General features: G+C 62.7%; 14 protein-coding genes. 4 read left to right on the top strand and 10 right to left on the bottom strand.

Annotation, left to right across the window (positions count from 1 at the left end; translation table 11 throughout):
* Positions 1-66: 66 nt before the first annotated feature.
* Positions 67-1,143 carry a helix-turn-helix transcriptional regulator gene (locus HYH08_RS20535; protein ID WP_220011629.1) on the bottom strand — a complete coding sequence of 359 codons (1,077 nt, stop codon included), beginning with the start codon at positions 1,141-1,143 and terminating at the stop codon, positions 67-69.
* 71 nt (positions 1,144-1,214) lie between these two features.
* Here HYH08_RS20535 and HYH08_RS20530 point away from each other — a divergent pair, with 71 nt between their 5' ends.
* The gene (locus HYH08_RS20530) at positions 1,215-2,546 is read left to right on the top strand and encodes an autotransporter outer membrane beta-barrel domain-containing protein (RefSeq protein ID WP_220011628.1); all 1,332 of its coding nucleotides are present in this window, start codon (positions 1,215-1,217) and stop codon (positions 2,544-2,546) included.
* Between the two features lie 284 nt (positions 2,547-2,830).
* Here the strand turns inward: HYH08_RS20530 and HYH08_RS20525 are convergent, their stop codons facing one another.
* The 7 genes from HYH08_RS20525 to HYH08_RS20495 all read right to left on the bottom strand — a co-directional run bounded on the left by HYH08_RS20525 (position 2,831) and on the right by HYH08_RS20495 (position 10,375).
* On the bottom strand, positions 2,831-3,526 hold the full coding sequence (locus tag HYH08_RS20525; RefSeq protein ID WP_220011627.1) for a branched-chain amino acid ABC transporter ATP-binding protein: 696 nt from the start codon (positions 3,524-3,526) through the stop codon (positions 2,831-2,833).
* Complete coding sequence (locus HYH08_RS20520; RefSeq protein ID WP_220011626.1) at positions 3,519-4,250, bottom strand: ABC transporter ATP-binding protein; 732 nt, start codon at positions 4,248-4,250, stop codon at positions 3,519-3,521. The genes HYH08_RS20525 and HYH08_RS20520 overlap by 8 nt, the downstream gene beginning before the upstream one ends.
* Complete coding sequence (locus HYH08_RS20515; protein WP_220011625.1) at positions 4,240-5,334, bottom strand: branched-chain amino acid ABC transporter permease; 1,095 nt, start codon at positions 5,332-5,334, stop codon at positions 4,240-4,242. Before HYH08_RS20515 ends, HYH08_RS20520 begins: the two co-directional genes overlap by 11 nt.
* A gap of 77 nt (positions 5,335-5,411) precedes the next feature.
* Positions 5,412-6,629, bottom strand: coding sequence for a substrate-binding protein (locus tag HYH08_RS20510; protein WP_220011624.1), 1,218 nt, complete (start codon positions 6,627-6,629; stop codon positions 5,412-5,414).
* A 2-nt stretch (positions 6,630-6,631) separates the two neighbouring features.
* Positions 6,632-7,489: a branched-chain amino acid ABC transporter permease gene (locus HYH08_RS20505; RefSeq protein WP_220011623.1), complete on the bottom strand. Its 858-nt coding sequence runs from the start codon at positions 7,487-7,489 to the stop codon at positions 6,632-6,634.
* Between the two features lie 36 nt (positions 7,490-7,525).
* Positions 7,526-9,040 carry an amidase gene (locus tag HYH08_RS20500; RefSeq protein WP_220011622.1) on the bottom strand — a complete coding sequence of 505 codons (1,515 nt, stop codon included), beginning with the start codon at positions 9,038-9,040 and terminating at the stop codon, positions 7,526-7,528.
* Positions 9,041-9,190: 150 nt separating this feature from the next.
* A complete protein-coding gene (locus tag HYH08_RS20495; RefSeq protein WP_220011621.1) occupies positions 9,191-10,375 on the bottom strand; it encodes a substrate-binding domain-containing protein in 1,185 nt (394 codons plus the stop codon).
* Between the two features lie 179 nt (positions 10,376-10,554).
* Here HYH08_RS20495 and HYH08_RS20490 point away from each other — a divergent pair, with 179 nt between their 5' ends.
* Positions 10,555-10,989, top strand: coding sequence for a MarR family winged helix-turn-helix transcriptional regulator (locus tag HYH08_RS20490; RefSeq protein WP_220011620.1), 435 nt, complete (start codon positions 10,555-10,557; stop codon positions 10,987-10,989).
* Between the two features lie 58 nt (positions 10,990-11,047).
* Positions 11,048-11,539: a response regulator gene (locus tag HYH08_RS20485; protein ID WP_220011619.1), complete on the top strand. Its 492-nt coding sequence runs from the start codon at positions 11,048-11,050 to the stop codon at positions 11,537-11,539.
* Here HYH08_RS20485 and HYH08_RS20480 read toward each other — a convergent pair.
* Together HYH08_RS20480 and secA are read right to left on the bottom strand one after the other, a co-directional pair.
* Positions 11,490-13,016: a sensor histidine kinase gene (locus tag HYH08_RS20480; RefSeq protein WP_220011618.1), complete on the bottom strand. Its 1,527-nt coding sequence runs from the start codon at positions 13,014-13,016 to the stop codon at positions 11,490-11,492. The genes HYH08_RS20485 and HYH08_RS20480 overlap by 50 nt on opposite strands.
* A 268-nt stretch (positions 13,017-13,284) precedes the next feature.
* The gene (gene secA, locus HYH08_RS20475) at positions 13,285-16,125 is read right to left on the bottom strand and encodes a preprotein translocase subunit SecA (RefSeq protein WP_220011617.1); all 2,841 of its coding nucleotides are present in this window, start codon (positions 16,123-16,125) and stop codon (positions 13,285-13,287) included.
* 353 nt (positions 16,126-16,478) lie between these two features.
* On the opposite strand from secA, the gene HYH08_RS20470 reads away from it, so the two are divergent.
* Complete coding sequence (locus tag HYH08_RS20470; RefSeq protein ID WP_220011616.1) at positions 16,479-17,387, top strand: peptidylprolyl isomerase; 909 nt, start codon at positions 16,479-16,481, stop codon at positions 17,385-17,387.
* The last annotated feature ends 23 nt before the right edge of the window (positions 17,388-17,410 follow it).

Here is a 17,410-nt window from a genome sequence, read left to right as displayed (position 1 = left end):
AGATAGCTGCCGTGCCTGATATTGTCTTCACCCGTATGGGTGAACGCGATGCCGCTCCCCGGCTTGCTAGACCTGGTTGAGGAACGTCGACAGCACGGCAATGAGCTCGGCCTGGCGATGGACGCCAAGTTTGGCGAAGATATTCTTGAGCTGTGTTCGCGATGTCTCCTTGGAGATTCCCAGCCGATTTGCGGCCTGCTCGAGCGGCTCGCCGGTCGAGAGCTGAACGCTCAACCGGGCCTCGGCATCGCTCAATCCGTAGACGGCACGAAGAGTCGATTCGGGCGGGCTCTTGCGAGCCTCGGGGTCGACCATCACGATGATCGCCTGGCAGTTCGAAAACGCGCTGATGGTCGCATCGGGAGGTCGCCCGAGATAGGCCAAGAGGGGCCCGCGACCCTTTCGCGGCAGCGGGACGGGCGGATGCAGCGTCGCGCCCCTGCCATTCAGAACACGCGACAGCGCCAGTTCGAGATCCGCGAACAGGCTGGCTCCAGCGGAGACGAGCTTCCCTGCCTTGATCCGGATATCGCCCCCCAACAATCGCTCCGCCGATTGATTGGCTTCGAAGATCTTGCCATGACGATTGACGAGAGCCGCGGCCGTCCCGCTGAGCGCGAACGCCTGTAATGCACCGGATGCCGCAGCTCCCCCGACGGTCCGTGCGAGGGCAGCAGCCGTCGAGAGCGAATTGGAGAGCGTCGCCAGCTCTCGCTTCTCGGCCGGCGAGAAGGGATCCTGATCCACTCTTCTCTGGATCGAGAGACACCAGACGTCATCGTCGAAGAAGATCCCGACCCCGCCGAACCAGCGCAAACGGTGGGGCGCCAGGAACTCCTGATAATACGGATGCGAGCCGATGGCCTCGGCGCTGAAAATGTCGAGATCATCGACCACACCGTTTTTTCGCATCAACGGCAAGCCACGATTCCGCTCATCGCGCAAGTGCCAGCCGTCGCGCAAATAAGTCTCAAACGGAGCCATCATCGCTTCCGTGAATGGCAGGGTTCGGAGAGTGCCCCCCGTCACGGGAAGAAGTACGGCACCGTGGCTCTCGGTGATCGATGTGACGATCTCCAACGCCTTCGTCCAGCCCTGAACGTCAAGCACCGCTTCGCCGAACGCGCGCTCGACGGCGCGCAAATTCCAATTGCCCATGATAATGAAAAATCAAAAAGTGTCCCCGACGGGATGATAATTTCGCACGCGAGAAGATGTCCAGACCGACTCAACCTGAGATCGACCAAAATTTGGGCTTCGACACCGCGTACTACTACGGATGTTCGATCAATCTTCCGCAGAAGTGTTGCTCAATCGCCTCAGCGCGTGGATTTCACGGCGCCGACAATCCGGCGATACCCCAATCGGGTGAAGACACCAAAAACACAATGCCCTTAGTTTGCTGCGTGCGTTTGCGAACGCTCGCTCGGCAACGAGCAGGTTTCCAGGGGGCTGATTTGAAAACTCTTAGATTCGGACTGGCGTCTTCTTCAATAGCTTTGGGCTTGTTGTGCGTTTCCATCGGTTCTGCACAGGCACAATCCGTGCAGCAATTGGTGGTCAACAATGTCATCGAGAACATCCTGCAGAATGTCAGGGATCAGATCCAGGGGCGCAAGCTGGCGCGCCCCCCGGGCGTGATGCGCTTCTCTGCGGAGGTCGACGAGTTCGACAACCACAACCCGTTCGGCAGCAGGGAGAGCGACGACCCTTTCCATGCCCTCGGATACGCAAAGTCTCCGATCTACACCAAGGCCGCCGCGGCGCCGGCCATTCCGGCGTGGATCTACGGCATCAACGTGATCGGATCTTACGACCGTTCGAATTCGACCGTCGGCTCGATTGACACGTATACGGCAGTGGGCGCCTTCGACGTCACGAAGATCGGCATCTTTACCGCGACCGACGCACTTACCTTCGTCGCGACCGGGACCCACTCCTGGTCGCATTACTTCGGCACCGACATCACGACCCCGTCGGGCTCGGGTACACTCGCGTACACGAATGGCGGCTTTTCAGCCGACTTCACCGCGAGCGCGAGCTGGTCGCGGGTGTCGTCGATCGGGATCGTGGCGCCAGGCGGCTCGGATAGCAGCTCGATGAGCTACACCGGCAACGCGCAGTACAAGTTCGACTTCCCATACACCGTGTTCTTCGAGCCGACAGTCGGCGTGACCTACACTGAAAACTACACTGCCAATTTCGGCGCGAAGACCAGTGACAGTACGGAAGTCCATGGCGGCGCACGCATGGGCTTCGAAACCAAGTGGATCGGCTACACGATCCAGCCGTCCTGGAGCGTCGTGGCGATGAAGATCGTCGACCAGAGCGGGGTGGGTGCCGTGGGCGGCATCGGTCTCGTCCCTGGAGCAGGCGGCATACCGGTTCCGGCTGCGGCAAGCACACAGACGTTGGGCGGCCGCGCGTCCGCAAAGGTCAATGTGATCTGGACGCAGGCCTTCTCGTCCTACCTCGAAGCCCATGCCACCGAGATCGCCGGGACGACAACGGCCGGCGCTCAAGCGGGTCTCCGATACACTTGGTAACGACATCCGATTGGTCGCAACATCCGAGAGAGGCCCGCCAATGCTCTGGCTGGCCTCAGCCTTTCCGAGCATGCCCGCTACGGGGGACCGCAGAGTGCTTACGTCGGGCTCCGAGAGCGTTCTCCACCAAAGCTCGAATGGCTCACCGGCATTGCGAGCCGGCCTCCTCGCGTGACGCCACTCTTAAAGCGCGATCAGATTAGGATGAATCGTCATCGCGCTTTCGGTTATTGTTTGCGCATGATCCTTTCGGAAAACCGCTTCGCACTTTTCCGGATCATGCTTTAGGGCGCCAGATACCGTATCAGTTCCGGATTACCCCTCACCTCGCCTGCCTGCCCCTGTAGCGCGACGCGGCCGCGGTCCAGCACGTAGGCGTAGTCCGCGACGCGTAGCGCCAAATCGAGATGCTGCTCGACGATGATGACGGCGATCTCTTTCGCAAGCTCGATCAGGCGCTCGGTGATCTCCTCGATCACGCCGATCCAGACGCCTTCGGTCGGCTCGTCCAGCAACAGCAGTTTGGGATCGCCCAGCATGGCGCGGCCGATGGCGAGCATCTTGCGCTCGCCGCCGGAGAGGGTGCCGGCGGGCTGGTCGAGGCGCTGGCCGAGCTTGGGGAAGATGGCCAGCACGCGGTCGACCGCGTTGGCGTCCTTGTTGGTGAGCGAACCAACGGCGAGATTGTCGCGCACCGACAGACGCGCGAACACCGAGTGTTCCTGCGGCACATAACCGATGCCGGCGCGGACGCGCTCCTGGGTGGCGCGGCGGCTGATGTCGCGACCGTCAAAGGCGACCTCGCCCTTCCAGGCCGGCAGCTCGCCGACGATGGTCTTCATCAGCGTGGTCTTGCCGGCGCCGTTGCGGCCGAGCACGGCGACGCCGCCGCGCCAGGGAATGCCGAGGGTGACGTCGAACAGGACCTGGCTGCGGCCGTAGCCGGCGTCGAGATGCTTGATGTCCAAAAATTCAGGCACGGCGCAGATAAATCTCCTGAACGGATGTGTTGGCCTGGATCTCGGACACCGTGCCCGATGCCAGCACCTTGCCCTGGTCGAGCACGGTGAGGCGATCGCAGATGTCGCGGATGAAATCGAGGTCGTGCTCGACGATGACGAGCGAGCAATGCTGCTTGATCGGCTGGAGCAATTCACCGGTGACGCGGCGCTCCTCCAGGCTCATGCCGCCGGTCGGCTCGTCGAGCAGCAGAAGCTTCGGTTTTCCCGCGAGCGCCATCGCGATCTCCAGCCATTGCTGCTGGCCGTGCGACAGCGCGGCGGCGGGATCGAAGGCGCGATCGGCAAGGCGGAACTGCGTCAGCATGGTCATGACCTGATCGTGCAGCGTGCCCCGCGTGCGCGAGAACACCAGGTCGAACAGCGAGGACTGCGCCTGCAGCGCCAGCAGGATGTTGTCGTAGAGCGTCAGCGACGGCAGCACGGACGTGATCTGGAATTTCAGGCTCATGCCGGCCCGCGCACGCTCGGTCGGCGTGAACGCGGTGATGTCGGTGTTGACGAAGCTGACCTTGCCCTGTGTCGGCACTTCGGCGCCGGCGATGCACTTCATCAGCGTGCTCTTGCCGGAGCCATTCGGGCCGATCAGGCCGTGAAACTCGTTCTCGCCGACGGTGAGCGCGGCGCCATCGAGCGCGGTGAGCTTGCCGAAGACTTTCTTGATGCCAGCGGCTTCAAGGAGCATTGCGCGCCTCCTTGATCTTGGCCCCGAAGCTGCCGACGCGTTCGCGCTCGCCGAGCACAAAGCTGATCAGGCCCAACGGGCGGAACAGGATCACGAGCAGCAGCAGAACACCGAGGATAATCGGCCAGATGTCGCGATAATTGTCCGAGAGCCAGAAGCTGACGCCCTCGACGATGACCGCGCCGATGACTGCCCCGATCAGCGTGCCGGAGCCGCCGAACAGCACATAAAGCACCACCTGCGTCGAGACCACGACGCCGACCATGTTGGGCCAGACGAAGCCCTCGTGGAAGGCGTAGAGGCTGCCGGCAAGGCCGGCGACGGCACCACCGATCGTGAAGATGATGGCCTTCAGATGCTGCGCCTTGTAGCCGAAGAAGGCGATGCGCTGCTCGTTCTCGCGAAGGCCGGCGAGCGCGAGGCCAAACTGCGAGCGCACCAGGAAGCGACAAAGCAGATAGACCACGACGAGAATGCCGAGGACGAGATAATAGAACGCCGGACCTTCCGAGAATTCGTAGGCACCCAGTGTCATCGGCGCGATCGAGGGAATGCCGTTCTGGCCGCCGAGATAATACCAGCCGCGCGCGAGGCGGTCGGCGGCGTAGGAGCCGGTGAGCGTGCCGAGCGAGACGAAGATCACGCTGGAGGGATGGCGGCCCAGCAGCAGGAAGCCACCGAGCAACAGCGAGAAGGTCAATCCGATCAGCGTTCCCGCCGGCAGCACCAGGAAGATGTTGGTGATGTCGAGGTCCCGCGCGAGCAGCGCGACGCCGTAGCCGGCCGAGCCGAAGAACAGGGCCTGGCCGAAGCTCATGATGCCGGCATAGCCCCAGACCAGATCGAACGACAGCGCGAACAGCGCGAGGATGACCACGCGCGTCGCGAACACGGTGAGGTAGTCCTGCAGCACCAGCGGCGCGAGCAGCGCCGCGACCAGCACGACGCCCTCGACGATCGGCAGGACGTTTCGGCCTGCCTCGACCGGTTTCCCAGCCTCTCCCGCCGCCACGCGTTCAACCATCCCGTCGTCCGTTTCGTCGCCGGCGATGGCCTCTCTTACCACACTCATCGACTTCATCATTCCGAGTTAAACATCGTGAGAGTCAGGCGCACGAACAACGGCGGGGTTCACCTCTCCCCGACGGGGAGAGGTGAAGATCAGCATTCCTTGGGATCGACGAGCCCGTTGCTGCGCGCGACGATCTCGTAGTTCCCCCCCTTGGCGACCGCCGTGTACATCTTCATCTTGCAGTGCCGCTTGCCCGGTACCATCTCGGCGGGTCCACCCGGACCTTCCGCGATCTTCGCGTGATCGAGCGCAGCCGCCACGGACTCGCGGTCGATCTTGCCAGCTTCCTTGACGGCCGCTTCCCACAGCTTGAGGCCGCGATAGGTGCCGGTCGCGGCGCTGCCGGCTGCGAACAGGAAGTTACCCGGAAAATCCTTCTCGTAAGCTGCCTGGATCTTGGCGTCGAACGGGTTCTCCTTGGTCAGCACCTTGAAATAGTCGAGACAGCTGGCAAGGCCTTCGATTTCGCTCGCCTGGTTGATGTTGAGCGTGTTCTCGTCATAGTAGACGCAAGCGAGACGCCCGCCGTTCTTGAGGAAACCCGCTTCATAGAGCTGCTTGAAGAACGGGCCGACACCGGGCGGGATGACGGTGTTGAAGACGACGTCGACCTTGTTGGAGATGATGCGGTTGACGGTCGCGGAGAAATCGACCTGGTCGAGCGGGTAATATTCCTCGAACACGACCTCGCCGCCATTGGATTCGATCACCTTGCGGGCATAGACGTTGAGCGTGTGCGGCCAGACATAGTTGGCGCTCGGCAGCGCAAATTTCTTGCCGCCGTTCTTGATCAGCCATGGAATAAACTCGTCGCACTGCTGCGCCGGCGTCGGGCCGGTGCAGAACAGATAGGGCGTGCACTCCTTGCCCTCATAGAGCTGCGGATAGATGTAGAGTGTCTTGCCGCGCGCCACGATCGGGTCCTTGATCGCGTTGCGCATGGACGAGGTGATGCCGCCCAGCACCATGTCCACCTTGTCGCGCTGGATCAGCTTACGCACATTGCCGACGGCAACGGACTCGTTCGACGCCGTGTCCTCGATATAGAGCTCGAGCGGACGGCCGAGCAGGCCGCCGGCCGCATTGATCTCCTTGATCACCATTTTCGCGACATTGGCGTCGGCATTGCCGGCATAGGCGATCGGGCCCGTGAGGTCGGTGGCAATGCCGACCTTGATCGGGGCTTCAGCTGCGTTGGCCCAGGGCGCCGGGATCACCCAGCTGCCGACGCCGGTTGCGACCGCACCGGACGCAAAGGCGAAATTGGAGAGGAAACGGCGACGTGAGAGCTGAGTACGATCGAACATGACTAAACCCCTTTTCCAGCGATGAGGCCCTGTGGCCGGAATTTGATGAAGGCAATGGCGAGAACGAAGACGAGAACGTCAGCGACAACGGGCGCGATGATCCATGGCAGCGCGGCACTGAGCGTGCCGATGACGCCGGCACCCGCGACCGGCCCGATGAATGAGCCGACGCCGCCGACCATCACCGCGACAAAGCCCTGGATCAGGAAGCGCAGGCCCAGATCCGCGTAGAGGCTGAACACGGGAACGATCAGCGCACCGGCAAGCCCGGCGAGCGCCGAGCCGAACGCGAAGGTCGCGCCATACATCACGGGCGTGGAAATGCCCGAGGCGCGCGCCAGAGCCGGGTTCTCCAGCGTGGCGCGCATGCGCAGACCAAAGTTGGTGCGCGACAGCAGCAGATAACAGCCCGCCATCACCAGCAGCGTGATGACGATGATGGTGAAGCGCCAAGCCGAGATGTGAATGGTGCCGATGTCGATAGAGCCGCCGATCGGCTCGGGAACGGTGAGATAGAAACCGCCGATCAGCCCGCGCACGGCCTCGCGAATGATCAGGCCCAGCGCATAGGTGCCGAGCATGGCCACGATCGGTGCGGCGTAGAACCTGCGAATGATCAACGCCTCCAGCACGAAGCCGAGCGCGCCGACCACGAAGGGCGCGGCGACCATGCCGGCCCAGATCGGCAATCCCTTGGAATAGGCGAGATAGGTGATGTAGGCTCCGAGCAAGACGAACTCGCCTTGCGCAAAGTTGAAGATGCCCATCATGCTGGCGATGATCCCGAGCCCCAGCACGATCAGGACGATGATCGCGCCGAAGCTCAGGATCTCGAAGGCCGCGACGAACGCATTAGCCATGCAATGGTGTTCCGTCCGTCTGCATGAATTCTCCTCTCACATCTTCTTCCAGTCGCCGATCTGCTCGAACGCATGCGCGGCGCGGTAGATGGTGGATTCCTCGAACATGCGGCCCACCAGCATCAGGCCGACCGGCAGGCCGTCGACCATGCCGCAGGGCAGCGACATCGCGGGGTGATGGGTGATGTCGAACGGCGCGGTGTTCGAGATCATCTCGAGCGCGCGCGCAACGTATTCCTCGCGGCTGGCATTGGACTCCGGCAGCTTGGGGGCTTTCATCGGCGTTGTCGGCAGCAGAAGCAGATCGTAATCCCTGAAGGCCTTGTCATAGGCCGCGGTCAGGCGCCGCGAGATGTTGAGCGCCTTTCCGTAATAGCGGGGGCCGAAATTGTTGTTGATGTAAGTGCCGAGCAGGAGGAACAGCTTTGTGGTCTCGGACAGCGAATCCGCCTGCCGCCGCCAGCCGCGATGGAAGTCCATCAGCGACGTCGAGTAGAGATCGGACCGGCTCAGGCCATAGCCATCGCCATACATCATGGTCTGGGTCATGCCCTCGGTGCCGATCGGGGTCCAGATCGCGGGTCCGACCATGTGCATGGGGATCGAGACGGTCTCGACGGTGGCGCCAAGGTCCTTGAAGCGCTTGGCGGCCTCACGGACGCTTTCATTCACTGCGGCTTCCGCGGTCGGCTGCTCAAAACCCTCCTTGAGAATTCCGATCTTCATGCCCTTGACGCCCTGGCCGAGCGCCTTGGTGTATTCTTCGACCTTCGGCGCCTTGATGCGCGGATCGTAGCCGTCGTCACCGGCAAGCACTTCGAGCAGCAGCGCATTATCGGCGACGGTCGCCGTCATCGGGCCGGTGTGATCGACGAAGATCTCGATCGGCATGATCCCGGTATAGGGCACGAGGCCCCAGGTCGGCTTCATGCCGTAGGTGCCGCAGAACGAGGACGGCATCCGGATCGAGCCGCCCTGGTCGCCGCCCATCGCCATGTCGGCTTCGCCAAGCGCGACGACGACACCACTGCCCGAGGACGAGCCCCCGGCCGAATAGCCCATCTTGTAGGGATTATGCACCGCGCCGACCGCGCCGGTGTGGCTGCCGCCGGACATGCAGAAGGATTCACAATGGGTCTTTCCGACGATTTCCCCACCGGCGTCCAGGATGCGCGTGACGACCGTGGCGTCGAAATCGGGGATGTAGCCCTCGAGTGTCGCCGAGCCGTTCATCATGGGAACGCCGGCGAGCATGATGTTGTCTTTGAGCGCGACAGTCTTACCCTTCAGCTTCCCGCTTGCGGCGCCCTTCACGGTCGACTTGCGATACCAGGCGTTGCGCGGGTTTTCCTCCGGCGAGGGCCGGTAGCCCGGCGTGCGGGGATATTTCACCTCCGGCACCTCGTCGGGCATCGCGCCGACGAGATTGTAGGCTTCGATCGAGCCCCGCATCAGGCCGCGGAACGAGGCGACATCGTCGTCGGACAGTGAAAGACCGCACTGGTCGGCGACACTGCGAAGCTGGGCTTGTGTTGGAAGGACAACTGTCACGGCGCTCTCCTGAAGTTTCTTGCAACGAAAATCGGGCGCGGCCGCCCCGGCGCGATGCACCACCGGCCTCGCCGAAACATTCAAAACGGAAATATTTTCCTTTTCAAGTATTATTTTGCGCTTGCGGGCCGCCCGCGGATTTGCCGCGCGTCAGATCGGCTTGATCAGCTTGAAATCGAGACCGTCGGCCTCGGCGAGATGCATCGGCATGCGCACGTATCCGTTGCGGACGGTGACCGGTCCGCGGGCGCCGCTGTAAACAATGTTGCGGCCGGCTGCGAGCATCGGCCCCATCGCCAACGAGCCCGCCTTGTTGGCCACCGCTTCGAGAAAGCGCATGCCTTCGTAGCCGGACTGCCCGACCGAACCGATCGGCGGCGCGTTCGGTCCGAACATCGCGCGATAGCGGCTCTGGAAATCGTCATTGGCGCAAGCGCCGGTGCCGGTGAAATAGCCGGAGGCGCAGAACATGTTCTCGCTGTTGTCGGCGCCGACGCCGAGCAGCACGGTGTCGTCCATGGCGCCTGCCAGCCGTAGCGTGGTTGCGCCGAGCCCGCATTCGCCGAAGGCACGATTGAAGGTGCTGCTGTCGGTGCCGATCAGCGAGATCAGCACCACGTCCGGCCGCGCGGCGCGGATGCGCGCCAGATGCGGCTCGTGATTGTCCTCGCCGAGCGGAACGAACTCCTCGCCGACGACGTGTCCGCCGGTCTCCTTGATGTAGTTCTTCACGGCACGGTGTGACTGCCAGGGCCAGACGTAATCGCTGCCGATCAGGTACCAGCGCTTTGCTTTCTTGACATCCGCCAGCCAGTGGATGGACGGCCGGCTCTGCCAGCGCGGCGTCTCGCCGATCGCCATCACGCCCGGCGTTCGTTCGCCGCCTTCATAGACGGGCGTGTAGATATAGGGGATGCGATGCCGCGTGGTGATGTCGCGCAAGGCGACGCGGACCGCGCTGGTATGCAGGCCGACGATGAGATCGAGCTCGTCGAAGGCGATCGCCTGCTCGGCGCGGTTCAGCACCTCGTCCAGGGGGCCACCGACGTCGTAGACGGAAAACTCGACCTCGCGACCGAGGATGCCGCCACGCTTGTTGATCTCGGCGACGGCGAGCTGCGCAGAATTGGTCGCGCAGGGCCCCCAGATGCCCGGCGATCCCGTGCAGCAGATGAAGCCGCCGACGCGCAGCTTGTTCGTGCCGCGTCGCTTGAAGAGGATGTGATCGCTCGGCGACAGCGCGCCGTCAGCTGCCGATGACGACAGATTCCTGAACAGCATGGACGGCGGCAACGCCGGACCGCCGTGAGCCGGGAAGTTTACCGTCGCGCGCACGCCAACTCCTGTCCGGTGCCAGACCTGAAAGCCTATTGAGCAGGCGGCCGCGGCTTCCGCCCTTTTGTTGGGCAATGATCCTATTTGGAAAATATTGAATATTCAAGAATTGAAGTGCATATAGATGCAGCATTGATTGCAAGACATTCACTCATTCGGGTCAAGACGAAGTCTTAGCCGTGGCAAAATCGAACGCTCCCATCACCGAACATCTCGCTTATCTGCTTGCGCAAGCCAACCGGGAGATCAACCGGCAGCTGGAACTCCGGCTGAGCAAGGAAGGCGTGCCCGTCGAGCAGTGGCGTATCCTTAAAGTTCTTTCCGACGGCAACGGCCATTCGATGGGCGAGCTTGCGGACGCGGTGCTGCTCAATCATCCGACGCTGACCAAGATGATCGACCGCATGGTCTCCGACACGCTGGTCTATCGCGTGCAGGACCCGAACGACCGCCGCAAGGTGCTGATGTTCATCTCCGATCGCGGCAAGGTGCTGTGCAAGAAGCTCAACTCGCTCGCGGTGGACCAGGAGGAGCACATCCTGGAGAGCTACGGCGACAAGTCGACCAGCGAATTGAAGCGGCTGCTGGAGAGCTTGATCGACAGCTCGAATTGAGGGTGGCCCCCGCCATCCTCGCGGTGATGGAACCAAATGCGGAAGCCGCGGTTTACGAATGCTATGGCTGGCGAAAACCTCATCCGCTGAGCCGGTCCGGACTCGTCAGAGCATCACGACGCCGCAAATGACACCTTCAGTACTGATCGTCGAGGACGAGATTTTCGTCGCAAGCGACATCGCCCGCATTCTTGAAGATGCAGGCTACCATGTGGCCGCGATCGCTGCGGATCGCAAGGAGGCATTGGAGGCTGGCCCTCAGGCCCAGATCGCTCTTGTGGACGTCAATCTGAGGGACGGTTCGACCGGACCGCAGATCGCGGTAGACCTGGCGCGTGATTTCGGCACCAAGATCGTTTACGTGACGGCCAATCCCGCGCAAATTGCGCCCCGCGCTGGTACTGCTATCGGCTTCATCCGCAAGCCCTTCAGCGACGAGGCGATCCTCGCGGCAGTCCAGCGGGCTTCCGGCGAGGCCGAACGAATTCGTTCAGGCGAGGTCACGTTCTTTGCGGGACCGGACGGCTCATCGACGTCTTCGGAATTCTGATCTCGACCTCAAGACCTTCCGCACTCCAGCTATAGCGCACCGTTCCACCAAGCTGGTTGGTGAGGCTGAGATTGATCAGCCTCGAGCCAAATCCCTCGGTGGTCGGCGCCCGCTGCAGCTTCGGACCACCGCGCTCGGTCCACGCGATCGCAACATCGTCGCCCACTTCCCGGATTTGGATGACGACGCGCCCCTCGATTGTTGATAGCGCGCCATATTTCGCCGCGTTCGTCGCGAGCTCGTGGAATGACAAAGCCAGCGGCGTTGCAGAGCGGTCGTCGATGCGCAAGTCGCCGCCCTCGATCACAATCCGTCCTTCCTCTGATTGATAGGCCGAGAAAAGCTGCTCCAGCAGGCCCTTGAGAGCCGCCTGAGGCGTACTTGGTTGCGAGCGCGCACTATGCGGGCGGACGAAATCGTGAGCCCTGCCGAGCGACATGATGCGTGCACGAAGCTCGTCCGCCGGACGCTTCAGCTCGGGATGGGAGCGCGTCGACAGACCGATCAGGCCGTTGATCACAGAGAAAATGTTCTTGATGCGATGGCTCAACTCCTGACTGACCATCTCGCGCTGCTCCATCAGGAGCTTCTGCTCATGGATGTCCGTGCAGGTGCCGAACCAACGCGTGATATTGCCCTGATCATCGCGGATGGGCAGTGCGCGCCCCAGCGTCCAGCGATATTTTCCCGCGGCGTCGCGCAGGCGATATTCGATTTCGTAGGGTTCGCCAGTTTTCAGCGAGTGCCGCCAGACCTGCCAGGCGCGATCTTGATCTTCAGGGTGGAACATTCCGTTCCACGCCTCGCCGTCGGTGGAGCCTTCGGGCACGCCGGTGAACTCGTACCATCTTGCATTGTAGTAGTCGTGGTGGCCATCGGGCAGCGTGGACCACACCATTTGCGGCATGGTATCGGCGAGAATACGAAATTTCTGCTCGGTTTCCGAGAGCGCCTGCTTGGCTTCCGCTTCGCTGGTCGCCTGAAGCTTGGTTCTCCTGCGCGAGCCAAGCGCAGCTTTCACCTGTGAAGCCATGACCCGAAGGCCCTGCGCCTGCAGAGCCGAGAGGCCAGCCCGGGGCACGCTGTCGATGACACAGAGCGAGCCGAGCGGATATCCGTCGTCGGTCGCGAGCGGCGCTCCGGCATAGAACCTGACGTGGGGCTCTCCGGTCACGAGAGGATTGTTCGCGAACCTCGGATCCTGCGTCGCATCGGGCACGACCATGAGGTCCCTCTCGAGCATGGCATGCGCGCAGAACGACCATTCTCGCGGCGTCTCGCCAACATCGAGCCCGTGTTTGCCCAAAAAGCGCTGGGTGGTATCGCCGACGATGCTGACGAGGCAGATGGGCGCTTCGCAGAGCCCCGCGGCAAAAGCCGTCAGCTCCTCGAATCCCACGTTCTGCGTCGGATTCGTGAGATCGTGCTCGTCGAGGACGGCGGAACGGGACGAAGTGAACTTGTCTGCCGAAGTCATGATCCGTGTGAGCCGGCCCCGATTGCGCTCCCCATTGAACGCAAATCACATCGATGCAACCAGCCGTAGACGTTCGCGACTGGCGGCCTCACCGGATCTCAACGGAGAACCTTTGGAGCCGCGACGGACAACGTGTGCGCCCCAGCAGGGTGACCCATCAGGGTCATCAGCTAGATAATAACATATGTTGCAAACGGTTCCGCGGATGCCCACGGCAAAGACTGCCGCGGCCGCGCGGTGCGGCCAACGGGGTCGAGCTTCACGCCGATTATGCGTACCGCCCGTGGCAGTGCTTGTACTTCTTCCCTGAGCCGCAGGGGCAATCCTCGTTGCGGCCGACCTTACCCCAGCTTGCGGGATTCTTGGGATCGCGCAGCGCGGCGTCGGTCGCCTGCGGCGCGAGTGTGACGCTGGCCAGCGCCATTTCGTCTTCGCCGGTGTTCGGGTCGAACTTGTGCGCTTCCATCTGCGGCAGCACGGGCGCTTCCTGCTCCGGCGGGACGATCTCGACGCGCATCAGCTGCGCCGTGACGGCCTCGCGCAGATGCGCGCTCATCTCCTGGAAGAGATTGAAGGCTTCGGTCTTGTACTCCTGCAGGGGATCGCGCTGGCCGTAGCCGCGCAGGCCGATGACCTGGCGCAGATGATCGAGCATGATCAGATGCTCGCGCCAGAGATGGTCGAGCGTCTGCAGCAGAATGGTCTTCTCGACGTAACGCATCACGTCGGGACCCCATTGCGCGACCTTGGCGGCCATGTGCTCGTCGGCTCGGGTCTCGATGCGCGAGAGCAGTTCCTCGTCGGCGATGCCTTCTTCCTTGGCCCATTCGTCGACCGGCAGATCGAGATCGAGCACGCGCTTGAGCTCGTCCTTGAGGCCGGCGACGTCCCACTGCTCGGCATAGGCATGCTCGGGCACGTGCTTGGCGACGAGGTCGTCGATGAAGGCGTGGCGCATGTCGGCGACGGTCTCGGCGACGCTGTCGTCCTTCATCAGGTCGACGCGCTGGTCGAAGATCACCTTGCGCTGGTCGTTCTGGACGTTGTCGAACTTGAGCAGGTTCTTGCGGATGTCGAAGTTGCGCGCCTCGACCTTCTGCTGCGCCTTCTCCAGCGCCTTGTTGATCCAGGGATGGATGATGGCCTCGCCCTCTTGCAGGCCGAGACGTTGCAGCATGCTGTCGAGACGGTCCGAGCCGAAGATGCGCATCAGATCGTCTTCCAGCGACAGGAAGAATTTCGAGCGGCCGGGGTCGCCCTGACGGCCGGAACGGCCGCGCAGCTGGTTGTCGATGCGGCGGGATTCGTGCCGCTCGGAGCCCATGATGTAGAGACCGCCCGGCTTCTTCACGGTCTTGGCGGGCTTATTGCCCTTCGCCGGCTCGATCTCGACGGTCTCCTCGGCCTTCAGCACGATATCGCGGAAGTGCTCGATGTCGGCCTTGATCTGCTCGATCTTCTTGGCCTTCTCGGCCTCGTCGGTGATGCCGGCCGTCTCCTGCTGGATGCGCATCTCGAGCGAGCCGCCGAGCTTGATGTCGGTGCCGCGGCCGGCCATGTTGGTGGCAATCGTGATCGCGCCAGGCACGCCGGCCTCGGCGACGATGTAGGCTTCCTGCTCGTGGAAGCGTGCGTTCAGCACCGCGAACAATTTTGCCGGCTTGCCGGCGCGGGCTGCAGCGTAGAGCTTCTGCATCGAATTCTCGTTGCCGAAATCGATCTGCCGGTAGCCGTGCTTCTTGAGGTACTCGGCGATCACTTCCGACTTCTCGATCGAGGCGGTGCCGACCAGCACCGGCTGCAGCCGCGCATTGGCGCGCTCGATCTCGGCCAGGATCGCGGCGTATTTCTCGTTCTGGGTGCGATAGACCTCGTCGTCCTCGTCGAGGCGGGCGACCGGCAGATTGGTCGGGATCTCCACGACCTCGAGCTTGTAGATGTCAAACAGCTCGTCGGCTTCCGTCAGCGCCGTGCCGGTCATGCCGGCGAGCTTCTCGTACATGCGGAAGTAGTTCTGGAAGGTGATCGAAGCGAGCGTCTGGTTCTCGGGCTGAACCGTCACGTGCTCCTTCGCCTCCAGAGCCTGGTGCAGGCCCTCCGAATAACGGCGCCCGGCCATCATGCGGCCGGTGAACTCGTCGATGATCACGACCTCGTCGTCGCGGACGATATAGTCCTTGTCACGCGTGAACAGCGTGTGGGCGCGCAGCGCCTGGTTGATGTGGTGGACGACGGAGACGTTCTCGACGTCGTAGAGCGATTCGCCCTTGAGCTGGCCGGCATCGCGCAGCAGCCCTTCGATCTTCTCCATGCCGGCCTCGGTGAGCGTCACCGTGCGCTGCTTCTCGTCGACGTCGTAGTCGGACTTGTCGAGCTTGGGCAGGAACGAGTCGATGGTGTTGTAGAAGTCGGAGCGGTCGTCGAGCGGCCCGGAGATGATCAGCGGCGTGCGCGCCTCGTCGATCAGGATCGAATCGACCTCGTCGACGATGGCGTAGAAGTGCGGCCGCTGGACCATGTCCTCGAGCCGGTACTTCATGTTGTCGCGCAGATAGTCGAAGCCGTATTCGTTGTTGGTGCCGTAGGTGATGTCGCAGGCATAGGCCGCCTTGCGCTCGGCATCGTCGAGGCCATGGACGATCACGCCCGTGGTCAGGCCGAGGAAGCCGTAGATCTGGCCCATCCAGCCGGAGTCGCGGCGGGCGAGGTAGTCGTTGACCGTGACGACGTGGACGCCCTTGCCGGCGAGCGCGTTCAGGTACACCGCGAGCGTTGCGACCAGCGTCTTGCCTTCGCCGGTCTTCATCTCGGCGATGTCGCCCTCGTGCAGCACCATGCCGCCGATCAGCTGGACGTCGAAATGGCGTTGGCCGAGCGTGCGCTTGGCCGCCTCGCGCACGGTGGCGAAGGCGGGCACCAGGATGTCGTCGAGCGTCTTGCCCTCGGCGAGCTGCTTCTTGAACTCGGCGGTGCGGGCTTTCAGCGCCTCGTCGGAGAGCTTGGAGACCTCTGGCTCAAGCGCGTTGATCGCGTTGACGCGGGACTGATATCCCTTCACCCGCCGGTCGTTGGCGGAGCCGAAAAACTTGCGGGCGAGCGCGCCGATCATGCTGAATTCCTGTGTTCGCGATTCAACCGCGTTGCAGCCAAGAGGTTGTCACCCGCCTGCCTATCAACTCACCGTGACGCCAGATGGCGCCAGAGCCCGGACTGTGGGGGCCATCCGCCATATGGGTGGGAATTGGGCAAGCTTGGGTTCAACGGCCAAAAACGCAGCAAAATAAACGCCATCGCCATGGACGCGACCGGCCAGAGATATGGCCCGGTCAGGGCCTTGTCAACGGCGGCCGCATTGCGGCTAATTCATCAAATTGACAAGCTTTTCGCGTTGCCAAGCGCCCCTGAATTGGGCGAGTGTCCGCCCCGCTCGAGCAGCCCCCTGCTTCAACAAAAGGATTTTCCATGACCACCTCGTTCCCGGTAACCACCGGCCAGCGTTTCCGCCATGCGTCCGCCCTGGCTGGCAGCCTCGCTTTGGCGCTGACCTTGGCGTTTGCGGGCCCGCTCCGGGCCGCCGACGATCCGGTCCTGGCGAAGGTCAATGGCGTTGAAATCAAGAAGAGCGACGTCGCCATGGCCGAGGAGGAACTCGGACCGAGCCTCGCCCAGATGGACCCGGCGACCAAGGACGAGAACGTCCTGTCCTTCCTGATCGACATGAAGATCGTCGGCAAGGCCGCCGAGGACAAGAAGATCGCTGACGGCGAGGAGTTCAAGAAGCGGATGGCGTTCGCCCGCAACCGCCTGCTGATGGACAGCCTGCTGGCCCAGGAAGGCAAGGCCGCCACCACCCCCGACGCCATGAAGAAGGTCTACGAGGAGGCCTCCAAGCAGATCACCGGCGAGCAGGAAGTGCGTGCCCGCCACATCCTGGTCGAGACCGAGGACGAGGCCAAGGCGGTGAAGGCCGAACTCGACAAGGGCGCCGATTTCGCCGAGCTCGCCAAGAAGAAGTCCAAGGATCCGGGCTCCGCCGACGGCGGCGACCTCGGCTTCTTCACCAAGGAGCAGATGGTGCCGGAATTCTCGGCGGTGGCGTTCGCGCTGGAGCCGGGCAAGATCTCCGACCCCGTCAAGTCGCAGTTCGGCTGGCACATCATCAAGGTCGAAGAAAAGCGCAACCGCAAGGCGCCGGACTTCGAGCAGGTCAAGCCGCAGATCGAGCAGTATGTCACCCGCAAGGCCCAGGCCGACTACGTCGCCAAGCTGCGCACGGAAGCCAAGGTCGAGCGGCTGGACCAGCCCGCGGCCGATGCATCCAAGGATGCCAAGCCGGCCGACAGCAAGATGGCGCCCCCGGCCAAGAAGTAAGAATTCGCTGTCACTTCGGTGAC

The sequence above is a fragment of the Bradyrhizobium sp. BR 10289 genome (assembly GCF_019455385.1).
GTDB lineage: Bacteria > Pseudomonadota > Alphaproteobacteria > Rhizobiales > Xanthobacteraceae > Bradyrhizobium.
This window is presented reverse-complemented; position numbering and strand designations above follow the sequence as displayed.